A 15,966-nucleotide genomic window follows, 5' to 3' on the forward strand; every position below is an offset into this window, starting at 1 on the left:
AGTTTCAGTGTAAGGGAGGGGTGTCCATTTCATTAGCTTATTAGTGTGCGTGCGCATTTATCCTGAGACACTCTTTCGAGGTTTCCGAGGTAGCCTATTGATTGCATTGAAGAATCTTCCATAACTCATATCTCCCTTCCAGAAAAACGCGCACACCTGTTATTTCGGCGAGGGCTTGCTCAAAAACTTCATTCGAAGTTCATAAGCTCTGATTTGATATAGGGTTAAGTTACTACGCTCCCCCAAGACGGGCAAGCGCATCTGCCCTACGTGATGATATTCAGGTGAGCAGGCAACAAAATCGACCAATAAAAAAGGGCCCGAAGGCCCTTTATTTGAGTCGCTGTCGTTTGAGCGCAATACACACCAAACGCTGCAGGCAAATACCCTACATCACAGACTCAGTACTTTCTCACCGCGTGCAATACCAGAGACACCAGTGCGTACGGTTTCGAGTACGCAGCCAGCACCGATGGATTCGATGAAGGCTTCGAGCTTGTCGCTCGTGCCTGTCAGCTGGATGGTGTAAACGCTTGGGCTAACGTCAACGATCTGGCCGCGGAAGATGTCGGCAGTACGTTTGATTTCAGCACGTTGTGCACCAATCGCTTTGACTTTAATCAGCATCAGCTCGCGCTCGATGTGCGGGCCTTCTGACAGGTCAACCAGCTTAACGACTTCAACCAGTTTGTTGAGCTGCTTGGTGATCTGTTCGATCTTGCGCTCGTCACCTGTGGTAGTCATGGTAAGACGAGACAGTGTCTCGTCTTCTGTCGGTGCCACTGTCAGGGTTTCGATGTTGTAGCCACGCTGGGCAAACAATCCAACAACGCGGGACAACGCGCCTGGCTCGTTTTCAAGCAGGATTGAAATAATATGTCTCATGATCAGGTACGCTCCGTCTTGCTCAGCCACATATCGCGCATAGAACCTGTTGGTACCTGCATTGGATATACGTGTTCGGTTTCATCAACTGCTACGTCGAGGAATACCAGACGGTCATTGTATTTACCAAAGGTGTCTTCAAGCGCCTGTGGTAACTGATCACGGTCGGTCACGCGAATGCCAACGTGTCCGTAAGCTTCTACAAGCTTAACGAAGTCAGGCAATGACTCCATGTAGGAGTGCGAGTGACGACCTTCGTAGTTCATGTCCTGCCACTGGCGAACCATACCCAGTGAGCCGTTATTCAGACACAGGATTTTCACCGGAATGCCGTACTGCAGACAGGTCGACAGTTCCTGAATGTTCATCTGAATCGAACCTTCACCAGTAACACATACCACCATGTCATCCGGGAAGTTCATTTTGATGCCCATCGCCGCCGGGAAACCAAAGCCCATGGTGCCCAGACCACCGGAGTTGATCCAACGGTTCGGCTTGTCGAACTTGTAGTACTGTGCCGCGAACATCTGGTGCTGACCTACGTCAGAGGTAATGAAGGCATCACCTTTGGTGGCAGTCCACATGGCTTCGATCACTTCCTGCGGCTTCATCAGCTGGCTGTCGTTTTTCTCGTAACGACCGCCATGACGCTCACGCCATTCGTTGATCTGTTTCCACCAGGTTTCCAGTGCTTCTGCATCGGGTGTTTCGTTGGCTTCGTCGAGCAGTGCCATCATTTCATCGAGAACCGCACCTACCGGGCCAACAATTGGCACGTCAGCGATAATGGTTTTAGAGATTGATGATGGGTCAATATCGACGTGGATGATTTTTGCATCCGGGCAGAACTTGCTGGTCGCATTGGTTACGCGGTCGTCAAAACGCGCACCAATACAGATAACAACGTCTGCGTTGTGCATGGTCATGTTGGCTTCGTAAGAGCCGTGCATACCCAGCATGCCGATAAAGCGCTCGCCAGTGCCCGGATACGCACCCAACCCCATCAGGGTGTTAGTGCATGGGAAGTTCAGACGATCAACCAGCGCACGCAGTTTGTCGGAGCTGCCATCAATGATGACACCACCACCGGAGTAGATTACCGGACGCTTAGCAGCCAGCAGCAACTCAACGGCCTTTTTAATCTGACCTGAGTGACCACGCTGTGGCGGCGTGTAAGAACGCATTTTAATTTTCTTCGGATAGACGTACTCGTAACGCTCGTTCGGCATCGTCATATCTTTCGGAATATCGATCACAACCGGACCAGGGCGACCGGTGTTGGCGATGTAGAACGCCTTAGCAACGATCTCTGGAATGTCTTCAGGACGACGAACCGCAAAGCTGTGCTTAACGATAGGACGCGATACACCCAGCATGTCGGTTTCCTGGAAGGCGTCGTCGCCCACTAAGTGGCTCATTACCTGACCAGAAATAACGACCATAGGGATGGAGTCAGTAAAGGCCGTCGCAATACCCGTAATGGTGTTTGTTGCGCCCGGACCAGAAGTAACCATCACCACGCCCGCTTTACCCGTCGCGCGCGCATAACCATCAGCCATATGAGCAGCGGCCTGCTCATGACGGACGAGTACGTGCTTCACTGCGCTCTGCTTGTACAGCGAGTCGTAAACGTGAAGCAGCGAGCCGCCCGGATAACCATAAACGTATTCAACACCTGCTTCGTGAAGTGCACGAACCAGCATGTCTCCGCCGGAAATTAATTCCACCGTAAAATCCTCTGTTCTTGTGCTCACCGTTGAGCACGAGTTACGTATGTTCGAGTCGGGTCTGCACCATCAACAGCTCAAACGGAACGGTTGGGGCAATCCCTTAAAAGGCTGGATGAGTCACTCTTAGTTCGTCATCAGATACCGGGTGCCTGGTCCAGGAAACCGGGGTCAGGGCCAGGCACGGAGGGTAACCGCATCAAAGGCCATGTATGACAATCACCGCGCTCCGGGTGTGTAGCATTGGGTGAGCTGTCATTTATGGCGTTTATTCTATCAGTACTTGATCAATGTGTGAACCACCAAACCCCTGTAAAATCAAGGCTCAGGCCGGTTTTTATCACTGTACTCAGTAAGGTTTCAGCAACGGTATTATCCAGTCTGAAAACGGGGCAGGTTTTACGCTTTCCAGATCAGGCTGACCTGACGGCCGGTGACACCATCACGACGATAAGAAAAATACCCACTTTCGTCTTCGAAAGTGCAGATCCCTCCTCCGTGCACACTGCCAATGCCCGCACGGATGAGCTGCCAACGAGCCAGCTCAAAAAGATCTGCATACCAGCGATCTCCCTCTCCCTTGCGGAAGCAGGTTTCGGGCGCATCGGGAAAGGCTCCTTTAACTTCAGGGCCAACTTCGAAGGCTTCAAACCCGATCGCCGGGCATAAGTAAGCACTTACCTGAGACACATCAGAGAACTCTTTAAGAGTGTTGAGCAAGACGCCCGAAGCCAGGCCACGCCAACCAGCATGGGCAGCCGCGATCTTGTCGCCGCTCTGATCACAGAACAACACAGGCAGACAGTCGGCCGTCATCACAGCGCAGGCGATACCTGCTTCTGTGGTGGCAGCCGCATCGGCTTCTGGGATTATTCTGAGTGAGTCAGCGGCTGCCTGAAATACCTCAACACCGTGTACCTGCTTCAGCCACTGGATGCCTGAAACGCCGGGCAAAGCATCAAGCAGTGTCGCTCGATTAGCGGCCACGGATTCGGGTAAATCACCCACATGATCGCCAAGGTTAAATCCGTTATACGGCGCTAACGAAACGCCGCCGCGCCGACCCGAATAGTAAGCGTGAACGCCTTCCGGCAATGACCATTCGGGTTCATGCAGGTCGATCATTAATAGTCGTCCTGCAGGGCTTCGTCGTCGGCCAGTGTATTCAGCAGTTCAACAAAGTCATCCGGGAGTTCGATTTCCCATTCCATGATTTCTTCGGTACGCGGGTGAATCAGCGTCAGGGCTTTTGCATGAAGTGCCTGTCGCGGAAATTTTGCCAGCATTTCGCGTAACTCTGGGCTGACGCCTTTCTTTAATCGGGTGCGGGCAGCGTACGTAGCATCACCAACGAGAGGGTGGCTGATATGCGACATGTGCACACGAATCTGATGCGTGCGGCCAGTTTCCAGCTTGCAGCGAATGTAGGTATGCGACGGAAACTTATGCAAGACACGATAGTGAGTGACCGCTTCTTTACCCATAGGGCTAACGGCCATCTTGGTGCGCTGCGTGCCGTGGCGGCCAATCGGCTCGTCGACCGTACCACCCGCAACCATGTGCCCCTGCACTACCGCCTCGTACTCTCGCCCCATACTGCGGTCCTGCAGCTGAGCGACTAAGTGCGTCTGCGCCTGTAATGTCTTGGCTACTACCATCAGGCCCGTGGTGTCTTTATCGAGACGATGGACAATGCCCGCGCGCGGAATATTGATCAGATCAGGGCAGTGAAAAAGCAAACCGTTGAGTAAGGTGCCGGTGCGATTACCCGCCGCTGGGTGAACAACGAGGTTGGTCGGTTTGTTCAATACCAGAATGTCATCATCCTCGTAGACGATATCCAGCGGGATATCTTCTGGCTCCCATTCGCCCTCAGCCTCCAGCTCGGCGGTTAAGGTCAGGGTCTCACCACCAACCACCTTATCGCGCCCCCGGACAGATTTGCCGTTCACCAGCAGCTGGCCATCTTTGATCCATTGCTGCAGGCGCGAGCGTGAGTAATCAGGGAACAGCTTGGCGGCCACCTGATCAAGGCGTTTGTTACCCTCTTGATAGGGAACTTCAATGGTGTGGTCTATCTGGTCAGACATAGGAAACCTTTAATGTGCGCGACGGATGATGATGACGCGCAGTTGTGTTCTAATACGGCGTATCGCGAAATTATATAGATGTATGAGAATGCACTCCATAAAGTCCATCCTGTTGGCACTGATCACAGCGTCTTTTCTTTCAGCCGGCCTGAGCGCCTGCTCTTCGAACCCTGAACGTGAAGTACGTACCGAAGCCGAGTACTACGAAGAAGCCCGCGAGGCCATCGACGACGATAACATGCTGATCGCGGAAGACCGCCTGAAGCGACTCGAAAGCGAGTACCCGTTCGGCCAGTACGCAGAGCAAGCTCAGCTTGAGCTGATTTACGTCAGCTTCAAGATGTCAGACATGGAAGGTGTTCTGGCTAAGTCTGAGCGCTTTATCCGTCTTCACCCACAGCATCCGAAAGTTGATTACGCTTACTATATGCGCGGTCTGGCAACCTACGAGCTGGGTTTTGCCTTCGTCGAGCGCTACCTGAGTGATGAAACAGAGTACCGTAACCCGGTGCCCCTGCAGGATTCATTCGCGTATTTCTCTGAGTTGCTGCGCCGCTTCCCTGACAGCGAATACAACGCCGATGCGCGTGCCCGCATGGTTTACCTGCGTGAGCGTCTGGCCAGCTATCAGATCAACGTCGCTAAGTATTATATGAAGCGTCATGCTTATCTTGCTGCGGCAAACCGCTGTGAAGAAGTTCTGATCCACTACCAGAAGACGCCGTATGTTAAAGACGCGCTGGCGATCATGACTGAGGCTTACCAGCTGCTGGAAATGGACGAGCTGGCTGAGAAATCACTGGCGCTGTTGAAGCTGAACTATCCGGATCACCCACAACTGGTGGATGGCCAGCTGGAAGAAAGTGGACTGGCAGATGTCGACCGTCGCAGCTTCTGGAACATCATCAGCTTTGGCCTGATCGACTGATCAGCCCGACTGATTTTCACCCTGCCAGCCCCCTGACCCCGCCCAGCTGGCAGGAAAAATGAATTTTTTGTTACCCAAACGTGCTGTTTCGCCGATAAATATTGACAGATAGCCGAACCAAGCCCATAGTCCTTCTGGCAAGAAAGAAAGTCTCCTGTCTAAATACTCCATCTCGATGTCAGTTAGCTGTAATACCTCGGTTTGTAGTTTCTAAGTTCAGCCTTATTTCATGCTTTATCGTCCTTAGCGTGGCTTTGTGTCATGCGGGACACCACTGAATACAATCCGAAAGGTAAAAATTATGTCTGATAAAACAACTGGCACAGTAAAATGGTTCAACGAATCTAAAGGTTTCGGCTTCATCGAGCAGGAATCTGGCCCTGACGTTTTCGCTCACTTCAGCGCGATCACCGGTTCTGGCTTTAAAACTCTGGCTGAAGGCCAGCGTGTTGAGTTCACTGTAACTCAAGGCCAGAAAGGCCCACAGGCTGAGAACATCGTCGCTCTGTAATCAGAACGTGATGCATAAAAAAGCGCAGTCGGGAAACCGACTGCGCTTTTTTTATAGCTCAAGAAAAGCGGAGGCGAATTACTCCTCGCTCCAGATGTCCGCCAGACTGTGCATCGCATCAGAGAACGCCAGATTCATCGCATTCAACATAGATGACGTCGATGTCTGAGTGAAAGCCCGACCAGCCTCTGTACGCAGCACTGCCACGTATTCTTCCAGGTCAGCTTCTGGAATATCTTTCCAGGCGTATACCATGTACGCAACGACCATCTGATCCATCTGACCACTTACGGCCTGCAACTGAGCATCAATAACTGGCTCAACCGCATCAAAATCCATTGGCTCATCTGGGTTCTGTTTGGCAGATACAGCGGCATACACAGACAGAGCGATTCGCTTCTGAAACTCCATCATCATGTCGGCTGCGTTGCTCAGTTCAGCAACTTCTGAAGCCAGCGACAACAATTTGGTTCTGTCCTGAAGCTTCTGTACTTCGCCCATCAACACCTGTGGCTGGACCAGAGTCGCGTTATTTTCCGCTTCTGTGATGTTGCTAGCCTTATCTGACTTGTACCACTCAAGCATGATCTCGGTTTCAGAGTCGCTGAGAGAAGATTTCAGTTCGCCACGCACATGATCAGCGAGCTTATCTTCACGGAACGCGCTGGCAAGAACATCACCTGACTTCTTCAGCGCTGCGTCGCTCATACCCGTCGACTCTGGAGATAAACCAGATGCCATCATTGGGCCAATGGATGCCAACTGATGCTGAATACCTGAAAGCTCCATCAGGCGATCGACTTTAGACTGAGCGAAAGAAAACGAGGCTGTCAGCATCAAAAGACTGAAAGCAATGAATCTCGGTAGCGTGGTATTTATATATTTTGGAGTGATACGTGTTACAGCCATGAAGGTACCTTATATCCCTGGTTGAGAGTGTTTATTCGGGATGGCCGCAGAGTGCGGCCATCCCTGATGACATTACTGCGGCGTGCGCACTACCATCAGGCGCAACTCTGTCATATCTTCAAGAGCATAGCGAATGCCCTCTCGGCCAATGCCTGAGTCTTTTACACCCCCGTATGGCATATGGTCGACGCGCCAGCTCGGCACATCACCAATCACGACACCACCGACTTCCAGCTCATCCCAAGCTTTCTGTGCTTTATACAGATCGCGGGTGAAGATACCCGCCTGCAGACCGTAGCGGCTGTCGTTTACTTTTTTCAGAACAGCGTCGTAATCATCAAACGGCTCTAAAATAGCCACGGGGCCAAACGCTTCTTCCGCGCTGAGTTCGCAATCCGCTGGTACTTTTTCCAGCAAGGATGCCTGCAGCATATTGCCGTCACGCTCACCACCACACAGTAAGGTCGCACCGCGATCCAGAGCGTCTTTAATCCAGCCATGCAGACGTTCCGCTTCGCCTTCGGAAATCATCGGACCAATAAAGGTTTCCGGATCTTTCGGGTCGCCGCTTTTCAGTGCCTTGGTTTTAGTCAGCAGTTTTTCTTTGAACGTGTCATACACATCGCTGTGGACATACAAGCGCTGAACACCGATGCAGCTCTGACCCGACTGGTAGAAAGCACCGATGATGACACGGGCAACCGCATCATCGAGATCCCAGTCGTTATCGACAACACATGCAGCGTTGCCACCGAGTTCCAGCACGACCGGTTTTTTACCAGCACGGGCTTTCAAAGCCCAGCCAACTTCAGGAGAACCGGTAAAGCTCAGAAGCTTCAGGCGGTCGTCTTCGGTAAGCATATCGGCACTGTCACGGCGACACGGCAGAATAGAAAACGCCCCTTTAGGGAGATCAGTTTCTGCGAGAATTTCACCAATCACCAGAGCGCCAATCGGCGTCATGCTGGCTGGTTTCAATACGAACGGGCAACCCGCCGCAATCGCCGGCGCGACTTTATGTGCAGCCAGGTTCAACGGGAAGTTAAACGGGCTGATAAATGCGCACGGGCCGATAGGCACGCGCTGAGTCATACCACGATAGCCTTTGGCGCGCGGACTGATATCCAATGGCAGAGTCTCGCCCAGCATACGCGGTGTTTCTTCCGCCGCGATTTTAAAGGTGTCGATTAAGCGACCTACTTCGCCTTTCGCATCGTTAATCGGTTTACCGGCTTCAATACACAAGGCTTCGGCCAGTTCGTCAGCGCGCTCGGTAAAGCGTTTCACACAATGCTCAAGAACAGCCTGACGTTCATAAACCGTCATTTTACGCATCGCTTCGGCTGCGCCTTCGGCCGCTGCAATGGCTTCATCCAGAACATCCGGCGTCGCCAGTGGCACTTCGTAAGCGACTTCTCCGCTGTATTTATCGGTAACTTTCAGGTCTGTATTGGCGTATACCGCTTCGCCTGCGAGATAGTAGGGATAGGTCTTACTCATGTCAGATCACCAGTTGCGAGAGTGCATTTCGTATCGGTTCAGGAATTGGGACGGATTTATTGGCCGCGCGTTCCACAAATACGTGAATAAAGTCGCCAAAGGCACAGGCCTGATCTTCGCCTTCTTTGAAGATAGCGACACCATAGGTCACTGAGCTGTTGCCCAGCTTGTTGACTCTCAGGCCAACTTCGATGGCGTCTGGGTAGGCAATCGGGGCAAGGTAATTACAATGTGAATTGACCACGAAACCAACAATCGGCGCATCATGAATATCCAGCCCACCCTCTTCGATTAAATGGCGGTTAACTGCCGAATCAAAATAAGAATAGTAAGTCACGTTGTTAACGTGGCCGTAGATATCGTTATCCATCCAGCGGGTAGTAATGGGGACGAACTTTTTATAGTCACTGCGTGACAGCGGTTTTTCACTGCTCATGGGTCATCCTTTTTTCAAAATTAATAAGCGGCGGTGTAAATAGCCAGCGCATCCGCTTCGGTGACTTCGCGTGGGTTATTAATTAGCAAACGTTGCTGCAGCAAGGCTTCACTGGCCAGCATAGGAACAGCATCTTCCGGGATGTCACATTCCCGCAGCCTCATTGGCAGGCCGGTCTCTTTGATCCGCTGTTCAAGCCAGGCGATCAGAGTGTTAGTAACCTCCTCATCGCTGATCCCGGCTGATGTTTCTGAGAAATCAGCTCCCATAATATAGGGCGCTAATTCCGCGTACTGTGCTGCCGCTTGTTTATCCGCTGCGTTAAACCGCATTACGTGCGGCAATACGAGGGAATTACTCAGACCATGCGGAATATGGAAATGGCCACCCAGTGGATACGCCAGTGCATGTACTGCCGCCACTGGCGCATTGGCAAATGCCTGACCAGCATACAGCGCACCGAGCAACATATTACTGCGCGCTTCGAGGTTGTGCCCTTCGTTAACAGCAGCCATGAGGTTCGATGACAACAGGCGCAGCCCTTCTTTCGCCAGCATGTCGGACACAGGGTTTTTCTTATGCACAGAGGTGTAGGCTTCAATAGCGTGCACCATGGCATCAATGCCGGTCGCTGCCGTAACGTGCGCTGGCAGGCCTTTGGTCAGCTCGGCATCTAATAAAGCAATGTCGGGCTGTAAAACGGGAGAAACCACGCCCGCCTTAGTCGTTGCACCTGTGGTAACGATAGCGATGGGAGTAACCTCAGAGCCTGTGCCTGCCGTAGTAGGCACCTGCAATAAAGGCAGACGTTTACCACGTGCATTGCCAACACCGTACATATCGCTTAACGGCTGTTTGCACTCTGGGTGAGCCAGTAAGGCCACCAGCTTGGCGACATCCATCGAGCTACCACCGCCAAATCCCACCACATAATCGGCTTTAGCAGCACGCGCCTGATTCGCGGCGTCGATGACCGTGCTGTCAGCCGGGTCGGCTTCAACGTCTTTAAACAGTGTTAACTGAATACCCGATTCTGAAAATGCTGGCAGTACGTCCTCAAGCAAGCCAATACTGATAATGCCCGGGTCAGTTACCAGCATGACGCTACGCGCACCCTGCTCTTCACAGATACTGGCCAGGCGCCGGGCTGAACCCGGCTCATTGATGATGGTGCGTGTCGTTGTAAACGTAAAAGCTGTCATTATTATTCTCTGCTGATTATTTAGTGGCGGACAAACTGCTCTGCTGTCAGGCCAAACAGGTTATCAGCCGACGTTTGTAGTACCTGGCGATGCAATTCTGCACGCGGCAGAATACGCTCAAAATAGAAACGCGATGAGGCCAGTTTCCCTTCATAAAAATCCTGATCGCCCGACTTTTCATCAAGCTTCTTCTGCGCTGTCAGCGCCATACGTAGCCAACCGTAAGCCAGAAGAACATACGATGAGAAATTCAGGAAGTCGGTCGCACAGGCGCCGATTTCTTCCGGATTATTGGCCGCACGCTTGATGATGTCCTGCGCCAGCTTACGCCAGTGAGCATTCATGGAAGTGAGTGCAGCGACTTGCTCACGCAAAGATTCATGCAGATCGTTCGCTTCGCATAAAGCGTCAATTTCGTCCTGCAATTTAGAAAGCTCGGCACCCTGATCGCCCATCACTTTGCGACGCATCAGATCCAGTGCCTGAATACCGTTGGTGCCCTCATAAATCTGAGTGATACGACCATCGCGTACCAGTTGCTCCATGCCCCATTCGCGAATAAAGCCATGGCCACCATACACCTGCATGCCCAGGTTAGCGGCTTCTGCGCTCATATCAGTGAGGAAGGATTTCACAACCGGGATCAGCAGCGCAGCGCGCACTGCGGCCTTTTCACGTTCTTCAACGTCAGGATGGTGTTGCTCCATATCCAGATACTGAGCCGCTTCGTACGCAAGAATACGGCAGCCTTCGACCAACGTTTTCTGAGTCAGCAGCATACGGCGTACATCGGGGTGAACAATAATCGGATCGGCCGCTTTCTCTGGTGCTTTCGGACCAGAAAGCGAACGCGACTGTAAACGGTCAATAGCGTATTCGACGGCGCCCTGATACGCCATTTCAGCAACGCCCAGACCCTGCAGGCCCACCTGGAAACGTGCATCGTTCATCATGGTAAACATGCACGCCAGACCGCGGTTTTCTGTACCGACAAGCCAGCCTTTAGCGTTATCAAAATTCATCACACAGGTTGCTGCGGCTTTGATGCCCATCTTGTGCTCTATCGAGCCGCATACCGCTGGGTTGCGGCTGCCGTCTTCGAGCACTTTTGGCACAAGGAAGAGCGAAATGCCTTTCACCCCAGGTGGTGCGTCCGGCAGGCGAGCCAGTACAAGATGAACAATATTGTCGGTCATGTCCTGCTCACCACCACTGATAAAAATCTTGGTGCCAGAGATTGCATAACTGCCGTCTGCCTGTGGCTCGGCTTTGGTGCGCAGCAGGGCAAGGTCAGTACCGGCATGAGGTTCGGTCAGACACATGGTGCCGGTCCATTCGCCGGAGACCATTTTCGGAAGATACGTATTTTTAAGCTCGTCGCTGCCATGCATGTTCAGCGCGAACACAGCACCGTCCGTCAGGCCGGTATACACACGGAACGACAGATTGGCGCTCATCATCATTTCCTGAAATGGCGCCGCCATCGATACAGGAAAGCCCTGACCGCCAAACTCTTCACTGCCGGTCATCGAGGCCCAGCCGTTTTCACAGAACTGCTGATACGCCTCTGGGAAACCCTCCGGTGTTTTTACTTCACCATTTTCAAAGTGAATCCCTTCTTCGTCACCACTACGGTTCAGCGGTGCCAGTACGCCCTCATTAAATTTTGCGCCTTCTTCCAGAACGGCATCGACAATTTCTGCCGTCAGATCATCACGACCGAGGCGGGCAAAATGTGAAGTAGCGTCGAGTACTTCGTGCAATACGAAACGCATATCCTGCAAAGGGGCTTTATAGGCTGTCATATCTGTAACCTGTTTTTAATTTATTATTTTCTGGGTATCAGTTAGCGATATCTGAAAACTTACCGCCACTTTCGGCGAGTTTTTTCAGCAACGGAGCTGGCGCACATGCCTCACCGAACTTATCGGTCAGTGCTTGTGTACGAGCAAGAATATCGCTTAAACCGCACTCATCGGCGTATGCCATAGGGCCGCCGCGCTCTTTCGGGAAGCCGTAACCATTCAGGTAGACCTTATCGATATCGGCACTGTTGCGGGCAATGCCCTCTTCAAGGATTTTCGCGCCTTCGTTCACCAGCGCAAGAATGCAGCGATCAACGATTTCCTCATCGCTGATATCTCGGCGGGTGAAGCCGGCTTTTTCTGAAGTTTCGACTATCAATGCTTCAACCGATTCGTCGACGATGGCCTCACGGCTGCCTTTTTCGTAGCGGTAGTATCCTTTACCTGATTTCTGACCGAAGCGCTCCTGTTCACAGAGCTGGTTGTCCACACGGACATTCAGTTCTTCAGGAGAGCCTTCAGGGAGCTGCACTCCCGAGAGCTGACGCGAGCGCCACTCAAGATCAATACCGACAACGTCGTACATACGGAACGGGCCCATCGCCATACCAAAGTTCTGCAATCCGCTATCGACCTGCGCTGGCAGTGCTCCCTCTAACAGCAGTCGGCGCGCCTGAAACACATAAGGCTCCAGCATGCGGTTACCGATAAAGCCATGGCAGTTACCTGCGACAACGGCGACTTTGCCAATGTGCTGGCCCAGATCTTCAGCCAGCTGCAGTACCGCAGGAGCAGTCTTCTCACCGCGAACAATCTCAAGCAGCTTCATAATGTGTGCTGGGCTGAAGAAGTGCAGACCGAGTACCTGCTCTGGGCGTGAAGTCGCCGCGGCAATGGCATCAACATCGAGATATGACGTGTTGGTCGCAAGGATAGCGTTCGCATTCAGCGTTTCATCCAACTGCTTGAAGATGGTTTTTTTCAGGTCGATATTTTCGTAGACCGCTTCAATCGCGAGCTGCACATCGGCAATGTCAGCGTAGTCTCCGCTCAGGCTGAAGCAGGCCAGGCGCTCGTCCGCCTGAGCCTGAGTGATACGCTCACGCTTTACCATGCCGGCATAGATGCCTTCGATGTAGCTCATAGCTTGCGCCCGTACGTCTTCGTTCAGGTCGAGCAGAGTCACTTTGATGCCTGCATTCGCGAATGAGATAGCAATGCCGCGGCCCATGGTGCCCGCACCAATCACTGCAACCTGCTGGATGTCGTTTACGCTTGAGGGGAGATTCGCTTGAGTCATATACCTTGCCTGTCCGGATTGTTATCCGGGTTACTATTGAGTTGTTATGCTTATTCGATCAGCTTCTGGGCTCATTCTGACCAAGATTGAAGAAGCACATGAAATTAAACATAGTGATATAGCTTATTGTGATGATGAATATCCGCAACTTTGACCTCAACCTGCTGGTCATCTTTGACGCCCTCATGCGCGAGCGCAACGTATCGCGGGTCGCCGACCAGCTGGCTCTGAGCCAGCCGGCCATCAGCAATGCTCTCAACCGCCTGCGCAGCCTGCTCGACGATCAACTGCTGATCCGCACCGCACAGGGCATGCAACCGACGGCACTGGCATTATCATTGGAAGGGCCGATACGTCAGGCCATTCAACAAATCGAGACCACGTTGTCCGGCGGTCATCAATTTGATCCTCAATCCAGCCGCCGCCGTTTTCGGATAGCGACTACAGACTACGCCGAACTGGCGCTGATGCCACGTTTATTGGCTTACATGCGCACAACGGCGCCCGGAATCGAATTCGACATTCTTGATCTGCCACCGGATACGCCGACGAAAGCGCTTGAAGATGGCAACTTAGACCTGTGCATCGGACGCTTCGGAGAGCTGCCGCCCCGCATTCGCCGCACAGGATTTCTGAAGGAGGATCTGGTTGTCGCCTATGACCCACAGCAACTGGACCTGACCTCCGGGCTGGATCTGGAACGATTTCTTGGCTTACGCCACATATGGGTATCGGGTGGGCAACACCGGGGGGTTGTCGATATGTGGCTGGACGATAACAACCTTGAGCGTGAGATCGTTCTTGTCACGCCCAATTACCTTGGCGCCACGCATCTCATCATTGGCAACGATATGGTCGTAGTGCTGCCAAAACGCATGGCCGACCAGTATGCAGGGCTGCTACCTATCGCGCTGGCTTCGCTGCCTCTGCCGATACCACCGTTTGATGTCGACATTATCACATCTTCCTTGCGGGGCGATGACCTCGCGCTGGAGTGGCTTATCAGCACTTTACAGCAGGAATTTACTGAGATCTGACGGATGAACCGTCGCAACCCGCGTCGTTGACGGACTCGCACACTGGCAAATCCAGCCATATAGTTATACATTAGTTATACCAAACAACGTAGAAATGTATAACTTATGCACCTCGGGCTGATTCTCGGCGACCAGCTGACACACGACCTCGCAAGCCTTCGCGTTCTCGATCCGAAGGTGGACCGGCTGATCATGGCCGAAGTCCGCGATGAGGCCACCTACGTAAAACACCACAAACAGAAGATCGCTCTGCTCTTCAGCGCCATGCGCCATTTTGCACAGGAGTTGAGAGATGCGGGGTGGCAGGTGGATTACTACGAATACAACAGTCAGGGAAACTTCAAATCCCTGTTCGACGTAGTGAAGCACTATGCAAAAGAGTATTCGGCTGAGCGCCTGATCCTGACCCAATGTGGTGAATACCGTTTGCAGAATGCGATGGACCGGGAATGGTCAAAATCACTGAACATCCCGGTCGATGTGTATGGCGACGATCGCTTTATCGCCACAACAAAAGAGTTCACAGACTGGGCCGACGGTCGCAAGCAACTACGTATGGAATACTTTTATCGGGAAATGCGCCGTAAAACCGGTTACCTGATGAAAGACGACAACCCAGAGGGCGGACAATGGAATTACGACGCCGATAACCGCAAAAAGTGGGATGGCAAAACTCCCTTTCCTAACCCTCCTGTGTTTGAACGCGATGATATCGACCGTGAAGTCATAGAACTGGTCGAAAAGAACTTCGCAGATCACCCAGGTTCGCTCGATGAATTTCACTGGGCGACTACAAGAAGCCAGGCTTCAACCGCGCTAGGCTTTTTTATTCAGCATTGCCTCAGCAATTTCGGTGATTTTCAGGACGCTATGGTGCGCGGTGAAAAAGCCTTGTTTCATAGCCTGCTCTCTCCCTACCTGAACTGCGGATTACTGACAGCGAAACAAGTATGTGATGCTGCCCAACGTGCCTGGGACGAAGATCGTGCCCCCCTGAATGCAGTAGAAGGCTTTATTCGCCAGATTATCGGCTGGCGCGAGTACGTGCGAGGTATTTACTGGCTTCACATGCCCCGATACGCGAAACAGAACACGCTGAAGAACAAGCGCTCACTGCCCCGCTATTACTGGGATGGCGATACGAAGATGGCCTGCATGGCCGACTGTTTTAAAAACACATTTGATCATGCCTACGCACATCATATTCAGCGCTTAATGGTCACGGGTAACTTCGCGTTACTTACCGGAATTAAACCTGAAGAAATCTGTGACTGGTATCTCGCGGTATACGCCGATGCCTACGACTGGGTTGAGCTTCCCAACACACTTGGCATGGTCATGCATGCCGACGGTGGATATCTGGGGAGCAAGCCCTATGCTGCTTCCGGAAATTACATTCATAAAATGTCGGATTACTGCTCGCAATGCCATTACTCAGTCAAAACTCAGGCGGAGGAGGACAGTTGTCCCTTTAACAGTCTGTACTGGCATTTTATCGACCGTCACCGTGAGGATTTCAAAAACAACCATCGAATGGGGATGATCTACCGGACTCTCGAGCGGATGAAGGACGATAAAAAAGATCGGATTATTGCCCGCGCCGACGACTTACTGAGCCGCCTAGATGACCTCTGAT

At 52.3% G+C, this 15,966-nt stretch carries 14 protein-coding genes; 4 read left to right on the forward strand and 10 right to left on the reverse strand.

The genetic code is table 11. The features are described from left to right. Positions 1 to 393: 393 nt before the first annotated feature. The 4 genes from ilvN to rluD all read right to left on the reverse strand — a co-directional run bounded on the left by ilvN (position 394) and on the right by rluD (position 4,702). A complete protein-coding gene (gene ilvN, locus AC5E51_RS06660; RefSeq protein WP_068440118.1) occupies positions 394 to 885 on the reverse strand; it encodes an acetolactate synthase small subunit in 492 nt (163 codons plus the stop codon). A gap of 2 nt (positions 886 to 887) precedes the next feature. Beyond that, positions 888 to 2,612: an acetolactate synthase 3 large subunit gene (locus AC5E51_RS06665; protein WP_068440079.1), complete on the reverse strand. Its 1,725-nt coding sequence runs from the start codon at positions 2,610 to 2,612 to the stop codon at positions 888 to 890. A gap of 399 nt (positions 2,613 to 3,011) precedes the next feature. Then, positions 3,012 to 3,737, reverse strand: a complete 726-nt coding sequence (pgeF, locus tag AC5E51_RS06670) for a peptidoglycan editing factor PgeF (protein ID WP_491778340.1) — start codon at positions 3,735 to 3,737, stop codon at positions 3,012 to 3,014. Next, the gene (gene rluD, locus AC5E51_RS06675) at positions 3,737 to 4,702 is read right to left on the reverse strand and encodes a 23S rRNA pseudouridine(1911/1915/1917) synthase RluD (protein ID WP_491778341.1); all 966 of its coding nucleotides are present in this window, start codon (positions 4,700 to 4,702) and stop codon (positions 3,737 to 3,739) included. Before rluD ends, pgeF begins: the two co-directional genes overlap by 1 nt. A gap of 88 nt (positions 4,703 to 4,790) precedes the next feature. Here rluD and AC5E51_RS06680 point away from each other — a divergent pair, with 88 nt between their 5' ends. Further along, positions 4,791 to 5,630, forward strand: a complete 840-nt coding sequence (locus AC5E51_RS06680) for an outer membrane protein assembly factor BamD (RefSeq protein ID WP_139325802.1) — start codon at positions 4,791 to 4,793, stop codon at positions 5,628 to 5,630. Positions 5,631 to 5,931: 301 nt separating this feature from the next. Beyond that, a complete protein-coding gene (locus tag AC5E51_RS06685) occupies positions 5,932 to 6,141 on the forward strand; it encodes a cold-shock protein (RefSeq protein ID WP_068440070.1) in 210 nt (69 codons plus the stop codon). Between the two features lie 78 nt (positions 6,142 to 6,219). Here AC5E51_RS06685 and AC5E51_RS06690 read toward each other — a convergent pair whose 3' ends face one another. The 6 genes from AC5E51_RS06690 to AC5E51_RS06715 all read right to left on the reverse strand — a co-directional run bounded on the left by AC5E51_RS06690 (position 6,220) and on the right by AC5E51_RS06715 (position 13,293). Beyond that, positions 6,220 to 7,050: a hypothetical protein gene (locus AC5E51_RS06690; RefSeq protein WP_491778342.1), complete on the reverse strand. Its 831-nt coding sequence runs from the start codon at positions 7,048 to 7,050 to the stop codon at positions 6,220 to 6,222. Between the two features lie 72 nt (positions 7,051 to 7,122). After that, positions 7,123 to 8,550, reverse strand: a complete 1,428-nt coding sequence (locus AC5E51_RS06695) for an aldehyde dehydrogenase family protein (protein WP_491778343.1) — start codon at positions 8,548 to 8,550, stop codon at positions 7,123 to 7,125. A 1-nt stretch (position 8,551) separates the two neighbouring features. Beyond that, positions 8,552 to 8,986 carry an acyl-CoA thioesterase gene (locus AC5E51_RS06700; protein WP_068440066.1) on the reverse strand — a complete coding sequence of 145 codons (435 nt, stop codon included), beginning with the start codon at positions 8,984 to 8,986 and terminating at the stop codon, positions 8,552 to 8,554. A gap of 20 nt (positions 8,987 to 9,006) precedes the next feature. After that, entirely contained in the window at positions 9,007 to 10,188 is a 1,182-nt protein-coding gene (locus AC5E51_RS06705; protein ID WP_068440064.1) for an iron-containing alcohol dehydrogenase, read from the reverse strand. Between the two features lie 20 nt (positions 10,189 to 10,208). Continuing rightward, on the reverse strand, positions 10,209 to 11,993 hold the full coding sequence (locus tag AC5E51_RS06710; protein ID WP_301378013.1) for an acyl-CoA dehydrogenase C-terminal domain-containing protein: 1,785 nt from the start codon (positions 11,991 to 11,993) through the stop codon (positions 10,209 to 10,211). 37 nt (positions 11,994 to 12,030) lie between these two features. Then, a complete protein-coding gene (locus tag AC5E51_RS06715) occupies positions 12,031 to 13,293 on the reverse strand; it encodes a 3-hydroxyacyl-CoA dehydrogenase (protein ID WP_491778344.1) in 1,263 nt (420 codons plus the stop codon). A 131-nt stretch (positions 13,294 to 13,424) separates the two neighbouring features. Here AC5E51_RS06715 and AC5E51_RS06720 point away from each other — a divergent pair, with 131 nt between their 5' ends. Both AC5E51_RS06720 and AC5E51_RS06725 read left to right on the forward strand, forming a co-directional pair. Beyond that, a complete protein-coding gene (locus AC5E51_RS06720) occupies positions 13,425 to 14,330 on the forward strand; it encodes a LysR family transcriptional regulator (protein ID WP_301378011.1) in 906 nt (301 codons plus the stop codon). Between the two features lie 105 nt (positions 14,331 to 14,435). Beyond that, complete coding sequence (locus tag AC5E51_RS06725; RefSeq protein ID WP_491778345.1) at positions 14,436 to 15,965, forward strand: cryptochrome/photolyase family protein; 1,530 nt, start codon at positions 14,436 to 14,438, stop codon at positions 15,963 to 15,965. Position 15,966 lies beyond the last annotated feature (1 nt).

It is taken from the genome of Thalassolituus sp. (assembly GCF_984348125.1).